The 17,584-nt window shown below is 71.4% G+C and carries 20 protein-coding genes; 11 read left to right on the top strand and 9 right to left on the bottom strand.

Features of this window, described 5'->3' with window-relative positions:
* On the bottom strand, positions 1 to 78 hold a 78-nt coding region (locus Q5762_RS36150), incomplete at its 3' end, for a biotin carboxylase N-terminal domain-containing protein (protein WP_308435431.1).
* Positions 79 to 439: 361 nt separating this feature from the next.
* Between Q5762_RS36150 and Q5762_RS36145 the strand changes: the two genes are divergently transcribed.
* Entirely contained in the window at positions 440 to 865 is a 426-nt protein-coding gene (locus tag Q5762_RS36145) for a hypothetical protein (RefSeq protein ID WP_315896565.1), read from the top strand.
* Between the two features lie 18 nt (positions 866 to 883).
* Here the strand turns inward: Q5762_RS36145 and Q5762_RS36140 are convergent, their stop codons facing one another.
* The 3 genes from Q5762_RS36140 to Q5762_RS36130 form a co-directional block, all read right to left on the bottom strand.
* The gene (locus Q5762_RS36140; protein ID WP_315896564.1) at positions 884 to 1,489 is read right to left on the bottom strand and encodes a nucleoside triphosphate pyrophosphatase; all 606 of its coding nucleotides are present in this window, start codon (positions 1,487 to 1,489) and stop codon (positions 884 to 886) included.
* A gap of 190 nt (positions 1,490 to 1,679) precedes the next feature.
* The gene (mmpB, locus tag Q5762_RS36135; protein ID WP_315896563.1) at positions 1,680 to 1,808 is read right to left on the bottom strand and encodes a morphogenic membrane protein MmpB; all 129 of its coding nucleotides are present in this window, start codon (positions 1,806 to 1,808) and stop codon (positions 1,680 to 1,682) included.
* A 75-nt stretch (positions 1,809 to 1,883) separates the two neighbouring features.
* Positions 1,884 to 2,552, bottom strand: coding sequence for a TetR/AcrR family transcriptional regulator (locus Q5762_RS36130; protein WP_399495482.1), 669 nt, complete (start codon positions 2,550 to 2,552; stop codon positions 1,884 to 1,886).
* Between the two features lie 35 nt (positions 2,553 to 2,587).
* Between Q5762_RS36130 and Q5762_RS36125 the strand changes: the two genes are divergently transcribed.
* Positions 2,588 to 3,955, top strand: a complete 1,368-nt coding sequence (locus tag Q5762_RS36125) for an MFS transporter (protein ID WP_315896561.1) — start codon at positions 2,588 to 2,590, stop codon at positions 3,953 to 3,955.
* Positions 3,956 to 4,038: 83 nt separating this feature from the next.
* Here Q5762_RS36125 and Q5762_RS36120 read toward each other — a convergent pair whose 3' ends face one another.
* Entirely contained in the window at positions 4,039 to 4,251 is a 213-nt protein-coding gene (locus Q5762_RS36120; protein ID WP_315896560.1) for an acyl-CoA carboxylase epsilon subunit, read from the bottom strand.
* A gap of 24 nt (positions 4,252 to 4,275) precedes the next feature.
* A complete protein-coding gene (locus tag Q5762_RS36115; protein ID WP_315896559.1) occupies positions 4,276 to 5,868 on the bottom strand; it encodes an acyl-CoA carboxylase subunit beta in 1,593 nt (530 codons plus the stop codon).
* Positions 5,869 to 6,002: 134 nt separating this feature from the next.
* Here Q5762_RS36115 and Q5762_RS36110 point away from each other — a divergent pair, with 134 nt between their 5' ends.
* From Q5762_RS36110 to hutH, 5 genes are all read left to right on the top strand, one after another.
* Entirely contained in the window at positions 6,003 to 6,854 is an 852-nt protein-coding gene (locus tag Q5762_RS36110) for a biotin--[acetyl-CoA-carboxylase] ligase (RefSeq protein WP_315896558.1), read from the top strand.
* A 243-nt stretch (positions 6,855 to 7,097) separates the two neighbouring features.
* Positions 7,098 to 8,237 (top strand): adenylate/guanylate cyclase domain-containing protein, encoded by a 1,140-nt coding sequence (locus Q5762_RS36105; RefSeq protein ID WP_315896557.1) that lies wholly within the window; start codon positions 7,098 to 7,100, stop codon positions 8,235 to 8,237.
* Between the two features lie 48 nt (positions 8,238 to 8,285).
* Positions 8,286 to 9,083, top strand: coding sequence for an enoyl-CoA hydratase-related protein (locus Q5762_RS36100; protein WP_315896556.1), 798 nt, complete (start codon positions 8,286 to 8,288; stop codon positions 9,081 to 9,083).
* Between the two features lie 93 nt (positions 9,084 to 9,176).
* A complete protein-coding gene (locus tag Q5762_RS36095) occupies positions 9,177 to 10,316 on the top strand; it encodes a GGDEF domain-containing protein (RefSeq protein WP_315896555.1) in 1,140 nt (379 codons plus the stop codon).
* 82 nt (positions 10,317 to 10,398) lie between these two features.
* Complete coding sequence (gene hutH, locus Q5762_RS36090; RefSeq protein WP_315896566.1) at positions 10,399 to 11,940, top strand: histidine ammonia-lyase; 1,542 nt, start codon at positions 10,399 to 10,401, stop codon at positions 11,938 to 11,940.
* Between the two features lie 67 nt (positions 11,941 to 12,007).
* Here the strand turns inward: hutH and Q5762_RS36085 are convergent, their stop codons facing one another.
* Positions 12,008 to 12,268, bottom strand: a complete 261-nt coding sequence (locus Q5762_RS36085; protein WP_315896554.1) for an LAETG motif-containing sortase-dependent surface protein — start codon at positions 12,266 to 12,268, stop codon at positions 12,008 to 12,010.
* Positions 12,269 to 12,377: 109 nt separating this feature from the next.
* On the opposite strand from Q5762_RS36085, the gene Q5762_RS36080 reads away from it, so the two are divergent.
* Positions 12,378 to 12,722, top strand: a complete 345-nt coding sequence (locus Q5762_RS36080; protein ID WP_315896553.1) for a hypothetical protein — start codon at positions 12,378 to 12,380, stop codon at positions 12,720 to 12,722.
* 261 nt (positions 12,723 to 12,983) lie between these two features.
* Positions 12,984 to 14,252 (top strand): Ig-like domain-containing protein, encoded by a 1,269-nt coding sequence (locus tag Q5762_RS36075; protein WP_315896552.1) that lies wholly within the window; start codon positions 12,984 to 12,986, stop codon positions 14,250 to 14,252.
* 85 nt (positions 14,253 to 14,337) lie between these two features.
* On the opposite strand, the gene Q5762_RS36070 is transcribed toward Q5762_RS36075, so the two are convergent.
* The gene (locus Q5762_RS36070) at positions 14,338 to 15,201 is read right to left on the bottom strand and encodes a helix-turn-helix transcriptional regulator (protein WP_315896551.1); all 864 of its coding nucleotides are present in this window, start codon (positions 15,199 to 15,201) and stop codon (positions 14,338 to 14,340) included.
* 129 nt (positions 15,202 to 15,330) lie between these two features.
* On the opposite strand from Q5762_RS36070, the gene Q5762_RS36065 reads away from it, so the two are divergent.
* Together Q5762_RS36065 and Q5762_RS36060 are read left to right on the top strand one after the other, a co-directional pair.
* Positions 15,331 to 16,383 (top strand): NAD(P)-dependent alcohol dehydrogenase, encoded by a 1,053-nt coding sequence (locus Q5762_RS36065; RefSeq protein WP_315896550.1) that lies wholly within the window; start codon positions 15,331 to 15,333, stop codon positions 16,381 to 16,383.
* A gap of 69 nt (positions 16,384 to 16,452) precedes the next feature.
* Positions 16,453 to 16,809, top strand: coding sequence for a DUF1330 domain-containing protein (locus tag Q5762_RS36060; protein WP_315896549.1), 357 nt, complete (start codon positions 16,453 to 16,455; stop codon positions 16,807 to 16,809).
* On the opposite strand, the gene Q5762_RS36055 is transcribed toward Q5762_RS36060, so the two are convergent.
* A partial coding sequence (locus Q5762_RS36055; protein WP_315896548.1) for an ATP-binding cassette domain-containing protein occupies positions 16,792 to 17,584 on the bottom strand: 793 nt, incomplete at its 5' end. The genes Q5762_RS36060 and Q5762_RS36055 overlap by 18 nt on opposite strands.

The following is a 17,584-nucleotide window of genomic DNA, read 5'->3' as shown; positions in this document are numbered from 1 at the left end:
CGCGATCCCGGCATCCCGGCACGCCCGGGCGACGCGGACAGCGATTTCGCCACGGTTGGCGATGAGCACCTTGCGCACGATGGCTCCCTCCTTGAAAACAAGCTGAGTTTAGGGACTGCCGACACGGCCTTTCGACCCGTCCCCAGTGGTGAGCTTGCCCACACGGAGCGTGATACGAGGCGTTCGGGGTCGTGAAATCCCTTGTCGCACCACGGTACGCAGGACTCCTCTACGGCACAGTAGCTCCGATGTGTGGCACAGGTCTCTGTTCGGGCGACCAGTCGCCGATGAGGTTTCTTTGTGGAGTCCCTACGAATGGCGCAATGATTCTTTGCCCTGGCTTCGTCCGTCGCCGACCCTTGTCCGCCGGTTTACCCGGCAGTAGCCTTCGCGCTGTCGTACGTACTGTCGGTAACAGTCGTCATATGGGGGTGGCCGAGTGGCCCGTAGACCGATAGCGCTCGTGACGGCGGGGGTGCTGTTCCTGGAGGCGCCGGGCATCGTCGCGCTGAACGCCGTCATGGCACGCTTCGTCGAGGCCCAGTCGATGTCCCTGGACGGACTCGACCCGGACCACATGGTCACCGGCACCTGGGTGCTCGGCATCGTCTCCGGGGTGCTGCTCGCGCTCTGCGCCACCGTCGCCCTCGTCGCCGGCGTCCGCGACAAGCGGCCCGGCCGCGCCGGCCGGGCGCTGCTCGTCGGCTGCGCCGTCATCCACGGGCTGCTCGGCGCGGTGACGGTCGGCCTGATCGGCTGGGGCGCCTTCGCGTTCATGACCGTGGTGTTCGGCCTGATCGTGCTGACGCTGGTGGCGTACGGGAAGGGCACCGACGCGCCCGAAGGCGCACCGGCGCCCGCGTAGTGCCGGGTTGCTCGCCGCTCAGTGCCAGAGATCGGTGATCGCGATCCCCAACTTGCCGAGCAGCTTGCGCAGCAGGGGCAGCGACAGGCCGATCACGTTGCCCGGGTCGCCGTCGATGCCGTCGATGAACGGCGCCGAACGGCCGTCGAGCGTGAACGCGCCCGCCACGTGCAGCGGTTCGCCGCTCGCCACGTACGCGGCGATCTCGGCGTCGGTCGGGTCGCCGAAGCGGACGAGGGTCGAGGCGGTCGCCGACTCGTAGCGCTTGGCGGCCGTGTCGTACACGCAGTGTCCCGTCTGGAGGATGCCGACCCTGCCCCGCATGGCCTTCCAGCGGGCGGTGGCCTCCTCGGCGTCGGCGGGCTTGCCGAGGGCCCGGCCGTCGAGCTCCAGTACCGAGTCGCAGCCGATGACCAGCGCGCCGAAGACCTCGGGGCGGGCGGCCACATGGGCGGCCTTGGCCTCGGCGAGCGCGAGGGCGAGCTCGGCCGGGGTGGGGGCGTGCGTCTTGTCCTCGTCGACGCCGCTCACGATGACCTCGGGGGCGAGTCCGGCCTGCCGCAGCAGTCCGAGACGGGCGGGCGAGGCGGAGGCGAGCACGACACGGCGGCGATCAGCAGTCATGGGGGAAGCGTAGCCAGTACGGACGCTTCCGGCGGCACCTGGACGCTCAGGCGCCCGCCGGCCCCGGCCGCTCATGCATCCCGGCCGCTCATGCACCCCGGCCGCTCGTGCATCCCGGCCGCTCATGCATCCCGGCCGCTCATGCATCCCGGCCGCTCATGCATCCCGGCCGCTCATGCACCCCGGCCGCTCAGCGCACGCCCGCCACGAACATCGCCACCACCATCGCCAGTGCCAGCAGGATCGACGCGCGGCGCAGCATCGCCTGCATGTCGCGCATCTCCTTGGGCGGCTCATCCTCCGGGTCGGACCACAGCATGCGTCCGATCCTGCTGGCGCGACGGCCGGGGCGCCTGAGTACTCGTACTCAAGCGACCCGGTGCCGACGAACTAGTCACATCGGGGTGAACACCCCACTGTCCGCCGATGTCAGGGCCGCCAGGACCGCCCGCTCCGCGTCCTCGGGGCCCAGCGGCTCGCGCGTGATCATGAAGCGGTAGTAGAGCGGGGCCGAGATGGCGCGCAGCAGCTCCAGGCCGTCCGTCCCCGGCGGGATCTCGCCGCGCGCCGCGCCCCGCTTCACCACCGGGGCCCATTCCTCCAGGCGGGCCCGGTAGAAGCCGTTCAGCGCCTCGGCGCACTCCTCGTCGCAGGCCGCGGCGGCGATGACCGCGCGGAAGACGCCGCCCATCCGGGGGTCGGTGAGGGTCTTGAGTACGAGCGCGGCGTTGGCCCGCAGGTCACCGGCGAGGGTGCCGGTGTCGGAGGCCGGGAGCGACTGCTCGGCCATGTCGCGGAGCAGGTCGGCGACGAGGCCGACGGGGGAGCCCCAGCGCCGGTAGACGGTCGTCTTGCCGACGCCCGCGCTCGCGGCGACGTGGTCCATGTTCAGCCCGTGGAAGCCCGTGGCGGCCAGGGCGTCCTCGGTCGCCTCGAGGACGGCCCGGCGCACCTTCGCGGTACGGCCCCCGGGACGCACGGTGCCGGGCACGGCCGGCTGGCTCTCACTCAAACGGGTCTCCTGTTCCATTAACGCCTCCGAGTCTGCTACGGTACGCCACATCTTAACGGAATCAGCTTCCCATTAAGGGGCTTCTGATGGTTGCCACCGATGTCCGGTCACAGGCCGGCACCCAGCCCGCCGCCCGTATGGACGGACGGATGCGGCTTGTCCTCCTCGTCCTCCTCGTCGCCCAGTTCATGCTGGCCGTCGACTTCTCGATCCTGAACGTCGCGCTGCCCGTCATCGGCGAAGGACTCGGCTTCTCCCTCGCGAACCTCCAGTGGATCGGCACCGCCTTCGCCCTCGCCGCGGCCGGATTCACCCTGCTCTTCGGGCGCGTCGCCGACCTCGTCGGCCGCCGCCGCCTCTTCCTCGGCGGAATGGCGCTCCTCGGGATCTCCTCCCTCGCCGGCGGCCTGGCCACCGACCCCGCCCTGCTGATGGCCGCCCGTGTCGCCCAGGGCCTCGCCACCGCCGCCGTCACCCCCGCCGGGCTCTCCCTGCTCACCTCCTCGTTCCCCGAGGGTCCGCTGCGGGCCAAGGCGCTCGGCCTCAACGGCGCGCTGATGTCGGCCGGGTTCACCACGGGCGCGATCCTCGGCGGCGTACTGACCGATCTGCTCTCCTGGCGCTGGGCGTTCTTCATCAACGTGCCCGTCGCCCTCGCCGTCCTGCTCGTCGCGCCCGCCGTCCTCAAGGAGAGCCGTCCGGCCGACCGCCCGCGCCTCGACGTCCCCGGCGCGATCACCGTCACCGGCGGACTCCTCGCCCTCGTCTACGGCCTCACCACCGAGCCCCTGGCGCTCCCCGTCGGCGTCGCCCTGCTCGTCGCCTTCTGGTTCGTGGAGCGGCGCGCCGCCTCACCCCTCGTACCGGTACGGATCCTCAGCCGCCCCACCGTGATCTGGGGCAACCTCGCCGGGCTCGTCGCCTTCGTCACCGAGACCTCGCTGGTCTTCCTGATGACGCTCTACCTCCAGGACGTCCTCGGCTTCTCGCCGCTCGCCGCCGGTCTGTCGTTCGGCGTGCTCGGCGCGGGCACGGTCCTCGGCGGAGTCCTCGCGTCGCGCTTCATCGGCCGGTACGGCTCCCGCGCCGCCCTGGTCGCCGGAGGACTCCTCCAGGCCGCCGCCACCGTCTCCCTCTACGCCCTCGGCGACGACCGGAGCTGGCTGTGGCTGCTGCTCGCGGCCACCTTCGCGGGCGGGGTCGGCAACATGCTCGCCATCGTCGGCTTCATGGTCACCGCCACCTCCGGACTCCCCGACTCCGAGCAGGGCATGGCGACCGGCCTCGCCACCATGACCCAGCAGATCGGCATCACGATGGGCACGCCGATCATGAGCGCCGTCGTCGTCACCTCCACCACGGTCCTCGACGGCATCGGCCTCGCGGTCCTGGTCAACGCGGCGATCGTGGTGGTGGGCGCGGTGCTTGCGGGCATTTTCCTGCGCAAGGCGTGACGACACCCCCGGCGTCCCCGTGTACGCGAAAGGCCGGACCCCCCGGACAAGGGGGCCCGGCCTTCGCCGTGACTCGTAGCCGTCTACGCCGGCCAGTAGGAGCGCGCCCAGGAGCGCGGCCCCGGCCGGTGCCGTACCGAACGGGCGATGCGGGCCGGGTCCGACCAGCCCTCCGGGGCCACCGGGCCGCCGCCGGCCGCGGACGCCGCCGCCGTCGCCGCGGCCCGGGCCTGGACCACCGCCAGTGCGGCGGCCAGCTCCTCCGGGGTCGGGTTTCCTCGTACGACCTTGATCATGTCGACTCCCTGTCGCTGAGGGGCTTAGAGGGGGATGTTGCCGTGCTTCTTCGGAGGCAGGGATTCCCGCTTCGTACGCAGCTGACGCAGGGCCTTCACGATCTGCGGGCGGGTGTCCGAGGGCATGACGACCGCGTCGATGTAGCCGCGCTCGGCCGCCGTGTACGGGTTGAGGAGAGTGTCCTCGTACTCCTGGATGAGGCGGGCGCGCTCGGCGTCCTGGTCCTCGGCGGCGGCGATGGTACGGCGGTGCAGGATGTTCACCGCGCCCTGCGCGCCCATGACCGCGATCTGGGCGGTCGGCCAGGCGAGGTTGAGGTCGGCGCCCAGGTGCTTGGAGCCCATGACGTCGTACGCGCCGCCGAAGGCCTTGCGGGTGATGACGGTGATGAGCGGGACGGTCGCCTCGGCGTACGCGTAGATCAGCTTGGCGCCGCGGCGGATGATGCCGCCGTACTCCTGGTCCACGCCCGGCAGGAAGCCCGGCACGTCGACGAAGGTGATGACCGGGATGTTGAACGCGTCGCAGGTACGGACGAAACGCGCGGCCTTTTCGGAGGCGTTGATGTCCAGACAGCCGGCGAACTGCATCGGCTGGTTGGCGACGATGCCGACCGGGAAGCCCTCGACGCGGCCGAAGCCGGTGAGGATGTTCGGCGCGAACAGCGACTGGGTCTCCAGGAACTCGCCGTCGTCCACGACGTGTTCGATGACGGCGTGCATGTCGTACGGCTGGTTGGCGGAGTCCGGGATGAGCGTGTCCAGCTCCAGGTCCTCGCCCGACACCTCGGTCTCGGCGACCTCCGGGAAGGCCGGCGGCTCGGAGAGGTTGTTCGAAGGCAGGTACGAGAGCAGGGACTTGACGTACTCGATCGCGTCCTTTTCGTCGCCCGCCATGTGGTGCGCGACACCGGACGTGGTGTTGTGCGTGCGCGCGCCGCCGAGCTCCTCGAAGCCGACGTCCTCGCCGGTGACGGTCTTGATGACGTCGGGTCCGGTGATGAACATGTGCGAGGTCTGGTCGACCATGACGGTGAAGTCGGTGATGGCCGGGGAGTACACGGCGCCGCCGGCGCAGGGCCCGACGACCAGCGAGATCTGCGGAATGACGCCGGAGGCATGGGTATTACGGCGGAAGATCTCGCCGTACATGCCGAGGGCCATGACGCCCTCCTGGATGCGGGCGCCGCCGGAGTCGTTGATGCCGACCACGGGGCAGCCGGTCTTCAGGGCGAAGTCCATGACCTTCATGATCTTCTGGCCGAAGACCTCGCCGAGCGCGCCGCCGAAGACCGTGAAGTCCTGCGAGAAGACGGCGACGGGGCGGCCGTCGACCGTGCCGTAGCCGGTGACGACACCGTCGCCGTACGGGCGGGTCTTCTCCAGGCCGAAGTTGGTCGACCGGTGCCGGGCGAGCTCGTCGAGTTCCACGAACGAGCCCTCGTCGAGCAGGAGTGCGATCCGCTCCCGTGCGGTGAGCTTGCCCTTCGCGTGCTGCTTCTCCACCGCCCGCTCGGAACCGGCGTGGGTGGCCTCGTCAATACGGCGCTGAAGATCCGCGATCTTGCCCGCGGTCGTGTGAATGTCGATCTCTTGCGGCTCTACCGACTCGGACATCGGGATGCGGCTCCCTGCCTGGTCACGGGGGGTTCGTGGGGTACGAATGGGCTACTGCCCGGCTACTGACCCGTAGCGTATCGACGGCGATACGGTTCGGCACTGCGGTCTTTGCCACACCTAGTCTGGCTTGCATGACGTCCTCCGATGCCTCAGGAGCGCGCTGGTCCGACCTGGACCGGCCGCCGCTCAACGCCGCCGCGCTGCGGCGCGCGCTCGTCCTGCCCGACGGGCTGTGGACCTCGTTCGACCTGGTCACCACGACCGGCTCCACCAACTCCGACCTGGCCGCGCGGGCCGACGAGCTGCCCGAGGGGGCGGTGCTCGTCGCCGAGGAGCAGACCTCGGGGCGCGGGCGGCTCGACCGGGACTGGGTGTCGCCGCCGCGGGCCGGGCTCTTCGTCTCCGTGCTGTTCAAGCCGGATGTGCCGGTGCACCGCTGGGGCTGGCTCCCGCTGCTGGCCGGCGTCGCGGCGTCGACCGGGCTCGCGAAGGCGGCCGGTGTCGACCTCTCCCTCAAGTGGCCGAACGACCTGCTGGTTTCGGTCGGGGGCGAGGAGCGGAAGACCGGCGGGATCCTCGCGGAGCGGGCGGGCGAGGAGGGCGTCGTCGTCGGGATCGGGGTCAACGTGACCCTGAAGGCCGAGGAGCTGCCGGTGCCGGGCGCCGGTTCGCTGCTCCTCGCCGACGCGATCTCCACCGACCGGGACACGCTGCTGCGGGCGGTCCTGCGGTCCCTCGAGCACTGGTACGGGGAGTGGACGCGGGCCGACGGCGACCCGGAGGCGTCCGGCCTCCAGGCGGCCTACACGGCGGGCTGCTCGACCCTGGGCCGCCGCGTCCGCGCCGACCTCCCGGGCGAACGGATGCTGGAGGGCGATGCGGTCGGCGTGGACGGCGACGGCCGCCTGGTGGTCGCGACGGAGGGCGGCGGCACGGAGGCGGTGGCGGCGGGCGACATCGTCCACGTCCGGGCTACGCCCTGACGCCGGCGAGATCGTCCCGGTCCGCGCCACGCCCTGACGCCGGCGACATCGTCCACGTCCGTGCCACGCCCTGACCGGTCGTGGGTAGGCGTCCCGCCGAGCCGTGCCCGTGCGGAACGCCTGCCCACAACCCCCGGCACGGCCGGAACGGCGTGAGCTGGCACACACCTGTCGTATCGTGGAGCGCGATCCAGGGCGACAGATCGGCAGGGCAGTGGGCAGGGAAACGGCAGGAGGCGGCCGGTGACCGTCGACGACGCGCACAACGGCGGTGAGGCCGAGCCGCCGGCGTACCCCACGCCGCACCACCACGTCGACCACACGGCCGAGCCGTCCGACGACCCCCTCGCGATCCGCCTCGAACAGCTCATCCTCGGCGCGGACCGCCGCTACACCCCCTTCCAGGCCGCCCGCACGGCCGGCGTCTCCATGGAGCTGGCCTCCCGCTTCTGGCGCGCCATGGGCTTCGCCGACATCGGTCAGGCCAAGGCGCTCACGGAGGCCGACGTCCTCGCCCTGCGCCGGCTCGCCGGTCTCGTCGAGGCGGGCCTGCTCAGCGAGCCGATGGCCGTCCAGGTCGCCAGGTCCACCGGCCAGACCACCGCCCGGCTCGCCGAGTGGCAGATCGACTCGTTCCTGGAGGGCCTCACCGAGCCGCCCGAGCCCGGGATGACCCGTACCGAGGTCACGTACCCCCTGGTCGAGCTGCTCCTGCCCGAGCTGGAGGAGTTCCTGATCTACGTCTGGCGCCGCCAGCTCGCCGCCGCCACCGGCCGCGTCGTGCAGGCCGCCGACGACGAGGAGATGGTCGACCGGCGGCTCGCCGTCGGCTTCGCCGACCTCGTCGGCTTCACCCGGCTGACCCGCCGCCTGGAGGAGGAGGAGCTCGGCGAGCTGGTCGAGGCTTTCGAGACCACCTGCGCCGACCTCGTCGCCGCGCACGGCGGCCGGCTCATCAAGACCCTCGGCGACGAGGTGCTGTACGCCGCCGACGACGCCGGCACCGCCGCCGAGATCGCCCTGCGCCTGATCGAGACGCTCAGCCACGACGAGACGATGCCCGCCCTGCGCGTCGGCATCGCCTTCGGCACGGTGACGACCCGGATGGGAGACGTCTTCGGGACGACCGTGAACCTCGCGAGCCGGCTCACCTCGATAGCTCCCAAGGACACCGTCCTGGTCGACGGGGCGCTCGCCGAGGAGATCACCCGGACCGGCGACGCGCCCGTCTCGGAGACGCAGGCGGCCGAGGAGGCGGCCCGCGCCGAGAAGGAGGGCGAGCAGGCGCCGACGTACCGCTTCGCGCTCCAGCCGATGTGGCAGCGCCCGGTGCGCGGACTCGGGGTCGTGGAGCCCTGGCAGCTGACCCGCCGCCCGACCTAGGATCCCGGTGAACAGTCGTTAACACGCGTTAACCGGGAGGGTGCGGTCATGTCCGAGCAGTCCGAGCAGCGGTTTGGTGAGTTCGTCGAGGTCCGTCGGCACGAGTACGTCGCCGAGCTGGTCCTCGACCGGCCCAAGGCCATGAACGCGGTCTCCCTGGAGATGGCCCGCTCGATCAGCGCGGCCTGCGCGGCGCTCGCGGCGGACGAGACGGTACGGGTGACGGTGCTGTCGTCCTCGAACGACAAGGCCTTCTGCGTCGGCGCCGACCTCAAGGAGCGGAACTCCTTCACGGACGCCGACATGGTCCGCCAGCGGCCCGTCTCGCGCGGCGCGTACGGCGGCGTGCTCGACCTGCCGATGCCGACCGTCGCCGCCGTGCACGGCTTCGCGCTCGGCGGCGGCTACGAGCTGGCGCTCGCCTGCGACGTGATCGTGGCCGACGCGACGGCCGTGGTGGGCCTGCCCGAGGTCTCGGTTGGCGTCATCCCGGGCGGCGGCGGTACGCAGCTGCTCCCGCGCCGCGTGGGCGCGGCGCGCGCCGCCGAACTGGTCTTCACGGCGCGGCGGGTGGAGGCGGCCGAGGCGCGTGAGCTGGGGCTCGTCGACGTGCTCGCGGAGGACGCCCGTACGGCCGCACTGGAGCTGGCCGGGCGGATGGCGGCGAACTCGCCGATCGGCCTGCGCGCCTCGAAGCGGGCGCTGCGGCTCGGCCAGGGCCTGGACCTGAAGGCGGGCCTGGAGGTCGAGGACGCGGCCTGGCGGGCGGTGGCCTTCTCCGGGGACCGGGCGGAGGGCGTGGCGGCGTTCAACGAGAAGCGGAAGCCGCGGTGGCCGGGCGTCTGAGGATTCGCTGAGAATCCGCCGATTCCGACCCCACTGTCACTTTCCGTGATCCTCCGCACGTTAAAACAGGCGAAACCTCCCTAAACTGGACGAATGGGAGAGGACGTGCGGCTGCGGGCCGTAGTGGCGCTGGCGCAGGCGATGGCGGCGGCGCACACCCCGCGCGAGTTCTGGCGGGCCGCGGCGCTGGGTGCCCGCGACGGGCTCGGCGGGAGCTTCGCCGCACTCTCGGTCTGGCAGCGCGACCACGGCCGGCTCAAGGTGCTGGTCAACGCCGGTGAGCGGGCCGCGGGCGAGGAGGAGTTCCCGGACTCGGAGACGTATCCGGTGCACCAGTTCCCCGAGATCACCGAGTTCCTGCACGCCCACTGGGCGGGCGGCGGTGAGCCGGACGCCTGGGTGGAGACCGCGGGCGACCGCGTCCCCACGGGTCGCGTCACCGGGCTGCGCAGGCGCGGGCGGGGCTGCTGTGTGGTCGCGCCGGTCGTCCTGCACGGGCGGGCCTGGGGCGAGCTGTACGTGGCGCGCCCGGCCGGGGCGCCCGTCTTCGACCGCGACGACGCGGACTTCGCTGCGGTGCTCGCGGCCGTGGTGGCGGCGGGCATCGCGCAGGCCGAACGGCTGGAGGAGGTACGGAAACTGGCCTTCACCGACCCGCTGACGGGCCTCGCCAACCGGCGCGCGGTCGACACCCGGCTCGACGAGGCGATCGAGCGCTACCGGGCGGACGGCTCCGTCGTGAGCCTGGTCGTCTGCGACCTGAACGGCCTCAAGCGGGTCAACGACACCCACGGTCACGCGGTCGGCGACCGCCTGCTCGAACGGTTCGGCTCGGTGCTCTCGCGGTGCGGGGCGATGCTGCCGGGCGCCCTGTCGGCGCGCTTGGGCGGCGACGAGTTCTGTCTGCTCTCCCTCGGTCCGACGGCGAACGAGGTGGTGGCGGTCGCGGACGAACTCTGCGTCCGCGCGGGCGAACTGGAGCTGGGTGAGGGTGTGGCCTGCGGCGTCGCCTCGACCGGCGACCCCATCGGTCAGGTCAAGTCCGCCCGCCGTCTCTTCCGGCTCGCCGACGCGGCCCAGTACCAGGCGAAGGCGGCCCGCTCGGCGAAGCCGGTGGTGGCGGGCCGCGACGGCACGGTCATCCAACTGGCCGACGCCCCGCCCGGAGCCCGTGACCGCCGTCGCTTCCGCGACGCGCCACCGGTGGAGCCCGAGGGTCAGAGGGAGCGGTAAGGGCCTGTACCCAGGTCGACCAGTGACATGAGGTCGACTAGTGACAGGTTGGTCTTCAATCCGTAGGGTGCTGAATATGGATATGCACTCAGTCGTCCTCGGCACGTCCGGCACCACCTTCCAGGACGTCATCGACGTCGCCCGCCACGGCGCGCGCGTCGAACTGTCCCCCGAGGCCGTGCGGGCGCTCGCCGAGTCCCGTGCCGTCGTCGACGCGCTCGCCGCCAAGCCCGAGCCCGTGTACGGCGTCTCGACCGGGTTCGGGGCCCTCGCCACCCGGCACATCAGCCCCGAACTGCGGGCGCAGCTCCAGCGCAACATCGTCCGCTCGCACGCCGCCGGCATGGGGCCGCGCGTCGAGCGGGAGGTCGTGCGGGCCCTGATGTTCCTGCGGCTGAAGACCGTCGCCTCCGGGCACACGGGCGTCCGCCCCGAGGTCGCGCAGACCATGGCCGACATCCTCAACGCGGGCATCACGCCGGTCGTGCACGAGTACGGCTCCCTCGGCTGCTCCGGCGACCTCGCGCCGCTCTCGCACTGCGCCCTGACCCTGATGGGCGAGGGCGACGCCGAGGGCCCCGACGGCACCGTGAAGCCCGCCGGCGAGCTGCTCGCCGCCGCCGGGATCCAGCCCGTCGAGCTCCGCGAGAAGGAGGGCCTCGCCCTCCTCAACGGCACCGACGGCATGCTCGGCATGCTGATCATGGCCCTCGCCGACCTCGACACCCTCTACAAGTCGGCCGACATCACCGCGGCCCTCTCCCTCGAAGCCCTCCTCGGCACCGAGAAGGTCCTCGAACCCGAGCTGCACGCCATCCGCCCCCACCCGGGCCAGGGCGCCTCCGCCGCCAACATGCTCGCGGTGCTCAAGGGCTCCGGCCTCACCGGCCACTTCCAGGAGGAGGAGGCCCCGCGGGTCCAGGACGCGTACTCCGTGCGCTGCGCCCCGCAGGTCGCCGGCGCCGGCCGCGACACCATGGCCCACGCCCGTACGGTCGCCGAGCGCGAGCTCGCCTCCGCCGTGGACAACCCGGTGATCCTGGCGGACGGCCAGATCCGCTCCAACGGCAACTTCCACGGCGCCCCCGTCGCGTACGTCCTCGACTTCCTCGCGATCGCCGCCGCCGACCTCGGCTCCATCGCCGAGCGCCGCACCGACCGGCTCCTCGACAAGAACCGGTCCCACGGCCTGCCGCCCTTCCTCGCCGACGACGCCGGTGTCGACTCGGGCCTGATGATCGCCCAGTACACCCAGGCCGCCCTGGTCAGCGAGATGAAGCGGCTGGCCGTCCCGGCCTCCGCCGACTCCATCCCGTCCTCCGCGATGCAGGAGGACCACGTCTCCATGGGCTGGTCCGCCGCGCGCAAGCTGCGCACCGCGATCGGCAACCTCAACCGGATCATCGCCGTCGAGCTCTACGCCGCCACCCGCGGCATCGAGCTCCGCCGCGGCCTGACCCCGGCCCCCGCCTCACAGGCCGCCCTCGACGCCCTGCGCGCCGCGGGCGTCGAGGGCCCGGGCCCGGACCGCTTCCTCGCCCCCGACCTGGCCGCCGCCGACGCGTTCGTCCGCGAGGGGAAGCTGGTCGCCGCCGTGGAGCCGGTCACCGGCCCGCTGGCGTAACGGCGGCGAACGACGAAAGGGCTGTCGCTCCCCTCGGGGAGCGACAGCCCTTCGCGGTCGGTACGTCTCAGTGCGCCCGGCCGCCGCGTCTCATCGCCAGCGCCACGAACCCCGCGCCCACCGCAAGGAAGCCCGTCCCGCCGATCACGTACGGCGTCGTGTTCGGGCCGCCCGTCTCCGCGAGCCGCGCCCCCTCGGCAGCTCGCTCCTGCTCGGTCGCGGTGGCCCGACCCTCGTCGGTCGCGTTCGCGGACGGGACGAACCACAGGGCGAAGAGCAGTGCCCCGGCCGCCGTGGCGGTCAGCAGCGGGCGTCGAGCGACGGACACAGAGATTCGATCCCCCTTGCGGAAACCCCGAATTGGCAGCTGCGCCGATGCTAATGAACACAGCGGGTCGGAAGAAAGTCGAGCGCCCCGGCGGCCTACGCTCCGTCATATGAGTACTTCCGAGACATCACGTTATGTACGGCTTCGGGTGGAAGTGGTCCTGGCGGTCGAAGGACCCGAGGAGCTGACCGGCGCGGCCGTCGGGCGGATCGACACCGACGAGTTCATGCCGGAGGAGGAGCGCGTGCACGCCCGCTCCGCCGTACGCGAGGACAGCGCCGAGGCGCTGGCCTATCTGATCGAGCCGTTCGACCTGGTCAGCGAGGTCCCCGGGGTCGAGCTCGTGCAGGCCTCCTGGAGCAGCGAGGAGGTCGACTACGACCCCGATGCCCAGGAGTGGGAGCTCGACGAGGAAGATGAGGTGGACGAAGAGGACGACACGGAACGGGTCTGACGGGGGGCGCACCACCTCGAAGCCCCGGTACGGCGCCCGCTCGCTCCGTACCGGGGCTTCGCGCTGTACATGCCGGGTACAGGACCGGGTACGCGACCGAGCGCGGCACCGGATACGTGACCGATTCGGGACCCCCGATACGGGAACCGAACGCTTCGCGCGTACGTGTTGATCAGTGGCGTTCCCCACAAACCTTCCGCTTGTGGAACCGCGGAGGGTCTCATGGATGTTCAGACCAGTGTTGGCAGGGATTCGGCGACGATGGAGAAGCATGTGATGACGGACGGCAAGCGCCGCAAGAGCCTGGCGGCGGCAGCCGCGGTGCTCGGCGGCGTATTGGTGCTCTCGGCGTGCAGCGGCGGGGACAAGAGCGGCGCGGCCGACGCCTCCAAGACGGCGCAGTCACAGGCTCAGGTCGACGAGGCGGCGGCGCAGAAGACCTCGAAGGCCCAGATATCCATCTCGCCGAAGAACGGCTCCACCAACGCGTCGATCAACAACGACGCCAAGGTGACGGTCACCGACGGCAAGCTGACCGAGGTGACGCTCACCACCGCCGAGGGCGCGGCCGTGAAGGGCGAGATTTCCGCCGACGGCACGAGCTGGCAGCCCACCGGGGCGCTCAAGCGCGCCACCGTCTACAAGCTCGCGGCGACGGCCACGGACGCGGACGGCATGGAGGCCCACGAGAACTCCTCCTTCACCACCGTCTCCCAGGCCAACAGCTTCATCGGCAACTTCACGCCCGAGGACGGCTCCACCGTCGGCGTCGGCATGCCGGTCTCGATCAACTTCAACAAGGCCATCACCGACAAGGCCGCCGTCCAGGGCGGCATCAAGGTGACCTCCAGCACCGGCCAGGAGGTCGTCGGGCACTGGTTCAACGGCCAGCGCCTGGACTTCCGTCCCGACGACTACTGGACCGAGGGCTCGACCGTCACGCTGAAGCTGGACCTCGACGGCGTCGAGGGCGCCAAGGGTGTCTTCGGCGTCCAGCAGAAGACCGTCACCTTCAAGATCGGCCGTAACCAGGTCTCCACCGTCGACGTCGCCACCAAGACCCTGACGGTCACGCAGGACGGCAAGACGATCAAGACCATCCCGATCTCCGCCGGCTCCCCGAAGAACCCGACCTACAACGGTCAGATGGTGATCTCCGAGAAGTTCAAGGAGACCCGGATGAACGGCGCCACCGTCGGCTTCACCGACGACGACGGCAAGGGCGAGTACGACATCAAGGACGTCCCGCACGCCATGCGGCTGTCCACGTCGGGCACGTTCATCCACGGCAACTACTGGGGCGCCGACTCGATCTTCGGCTCCGTCAACACCAGCCACGGCTGCGTGGGCCTGAACGACGTCAAGGGCGCCGGCGACCCGAACCAGATGGGCGCCTGGTTCTACGACCGCTCCATCGTGGGCGACGTCGTCATCGTCAAGAACTCCAAGGACAAGACGATCGCGCCGGACAACGGCCTCAACGGCTGGAACATGAGCTGGTCGGCCTGGAAGGCCGGCTCGGCGGTCTGATCCGCCCCGTCACCGCGTACGAGAACGGCGGCCCCCTCCGCACCGGAGGGGGCCGCCGTTCTCCGTGGATCGCCCTAAGATCGCCCTACCGTACGACCGGCTCCTCCACGCCCCACTGCGCGAGCAGCCGCAGCGCGTCCGCCGAGGCCGTCCCAGGCTCCGCGTGGTACGTCACCAGCATCAGGTCCGGGTCCGCGCCCGCGACCTTCAGCGACTCGTACTGCAGCGTCATCTCGCCCACCAGCGGGTGCCGCAGCCGCTTCGTGCCGTGCCCCTTGTCGGCGACCGTGTGCGCGGCCCACAGCGAGCGGAACTCCTCGCTGCGCACCGACAGCTCACCCACCAGCTCAAGGAGCGCCGGGTCCTCCGGATAGCAGCCCGCGTACAGCCGCAGCACGCTCACCACCTCGGTCGCCTTGCACTCCCAGTCGACGTACAGATCACGGGAGTTCGGGTCGAGGAAGACCATCCGCGCCACGTTCCGCTCGCGCGGCTCCCAGGCGGCGAAGTCGCCCATCAGCGCCCGGGCCATCCGGTTCCAGGCCAGGATGTCGAGCCTCCGGCCGACCAGGAAGCCCGGGATCGTGTCCATCGAGTCGAGCAGCTGCGCGAGACCCGGCCGCACCTGCTGGGGCCGGGCGATCGCCGCCCGGTGCAGCTTCTTCTTCGCCGAGGGCTTGGCCAGGTGCGTCAGATGCGCCCGCTCGCTGTCGGTCAGCCGCAGCGCCCGGGCGATCGCGTCCAGGACCTCCATGGACACACCGCGCCCGTTGCCCTGCTCAAGACGGGTGTAGTACGCGACCGAGACACCGGCCAGCTGCGCCAGCTCCTCCCGGCGCAGGCCCGGTACCCGCCGGTGCCGGCCGAAGTCCGGCAGGCCGACGTCCTCGGGCTTCAGCCGGGCCCGGCGCGAGCGCAGGAATTCGCTGAGTTCGGCACTGAGATCCATGCGTCCCTATTATCCCAGGTCGTACGAGCGGGCGGACGGCTGTTCCTGTCCCTGCCAGTGGTACGCACGCTGGTCGTAGGCAGAACAGAGGGCTGGGTAGCTCCCGCGTAATCCGCCAGGCTTGACGCCATGACCACGAACGCCAGCACTGTTCCCGCCTACGCCGCTCCCGCCGCCAACGCCCCGCTGGAGCGCACCACCGTGCCGCGCCGCCCGGTCGGCGAGCACGACGTCCTCATCGAGATCAAGTTCGCCGGCATCTGCCACTCCGACATCCACCAGGCCCGTGACGGCTGGGGCGAGGGCATCTTCCCGATGGTGCCCGGCCACGAGATCGCCGGCATCGTCACGGAGGTCGGCGCCGGGGTCACGAAGCACCAGGTCGGCGACCGTGTCGGCGTCGGCTGCTTCGTCGACTCCTGCCGGGAGTGCGCGTACTGCCTCCAGGGCCTGGAGCAGTACTGCACGAGCGGCGGCACGGGCACGTACAACGCCCTCGACAAGAACGGCGAGCCGACCTACGGCGGCTACTCCAGCCACATCGTCGTCGACGAGAACTACACCCTGCGCATTCCGGACGGCATCGCCCTCGACGAGGCCGCCCCGCTGCTCTGCGCCGGCATCACCCTCTACTCGCCGCTCGCGCACTGGAAGGCCGGCCCCGGCAAGAAGGTCGCGATCGTCGGCCTCGGCGGCCTCGGTCACATGGGCGTCAAGATCGCTCACGCGCTCGGCGCCGAGGTGACCGTGCTCAGCCAGTCGCTGAAGAAGCGCGAGGACGGCCTCAAGCTGGGCGCCGACCACTACTACGCCACCAGCGACCCGGCGACCTTCACCGAGCTCGCGGGTACCTTCGACCTGATCGTCTCCACGGTCTCGGCCCCGATCGACTTCGGCGCGTACCTGAGCCTGGTCAAGACGGACGGCGCCCTGGTGAACGTCGGCGCGCCCGAGGAGCCGATCGCGCTCAACCTGTTCTCGCTGATCGGCGGCCGCAAGACGCTCGCCGGCTCGATGATCGGCGGCATCGCCGAGACGCAGGAGATGCTCGACTTCTGCGCGGAGCACGGCCTGGGCGCGGAGATCGAGGTGATCCGCGCGGACCAGATCAACGAGGCGTACGAGCGGGTCCTCGCGAGCGATGTGCGGTACCGCTTCGTGATCGACGCGTCGACGATCTGAGCCTTGCCGTGCCGGGGCATGACGTCCGGGGTAATCGACCCGTACGGCATGCCCCGGCACGCTTGCCTCATGGCAGCTTACGCACTTGCGAACCTGAGCCCGCAGACCGTCGTCCACGACGAGGTCCTCACCTACATGGAGCGCGTCCGGTCCACGCTGGACCCCTTCGGCGGCCGCTTCCTCGTCCACGGTGCTCCCGAGCGGGAGGTCCGGGAGGGCGAGTGGCCCGGTGACCTCGTCCTCGTCGCGTTCCCGTCGATGGACCACGCCCGCCGCTGGTACGACTCCGCCGCCTACCAGGAGCTGATCCCGCTGCGTAGCCGGCACATATCGGGTGACCTGCTGCTGATCGACGGGGTCGGGGACGGCTACGACCCGGCGGTGATGGCGGCGGTTATCAGGGGTACTTCAGGCGGCACGGCCTGAGCGGAGTTCCAGCCGGGTGCCTCCGAAGCCCGCGCGGAAGCGGTGGTCGTGGGAGACCACGACGACCGCGCCCGGGAAGGCGGCCAGGGCCGCCTCCAGGTCCTCGACCAGGGAGAGCGCGACATGGTTGGTCGGCTCGTCCAGGAGGAGGAGGTCGGCGGGCCGGGTCACCAGCCGGGCCAGCTCCAGGCGGCGCTGCTGGCCCACCGAGAGCGCGGCGACCGGCACGGTCAGGTCCTCCTCCCGGAACAGCCCGAGGGCGAGCAGCTCCGCCGCGTACTCCTCGGGCAGCCCGGGCCGGCCCGCGGCGTACGCCGTGAGCAGCGGCTTCGGCGACGGTACGGGCGGCAGCTCCTGCGCCAGGTAGCCGACCCGGGCCGACCGGACGACCGTGCCGCTGTCGGGCCGCAGATCGCCGGCGAGGACCCGCAGCAACGTCGTCTTCCCGGCCCCGTTGGGCCCGGAGACGAGCACCCGGTCACCGGCCTCGATCCGCAACTCGTCGACCCGCAGCCGCTCGCCGACGACGATGCCGCTCAACTCGGCGAGGACGAGCGGCGCACCGGCCGAGGCACCGGCATCCCTGGCGAATCCGGCAACCGCCACCTCGACATCTCCGGCCGGTCGTGCGACGCCCGCGTGTCCTGCGGTGCCTGGCTGGGCCGCGGTGCCTGCCGGCCTGGCGGTGCCCGCCTGGCCCGCGGTGCCTGCCGGCCTGGCGGTGCCTGGCTGGGCCGCGGTGCCTGCCGGCCTGGCGGTGCCTGGCTGGGCCGCG

Origin of the sequence: Streptomyces sp. P9(2023) (genome assembly GCF_032436795.1) — a bacterium.
Lineage (GTDB): Bacteria > Actinomycetota > Actinomycetes > Streptomycetales > Streptomycetaceae > Streptomyces.
This window is presented reverse-complemented; position numbering and strand designations above follow the sequence as displayed.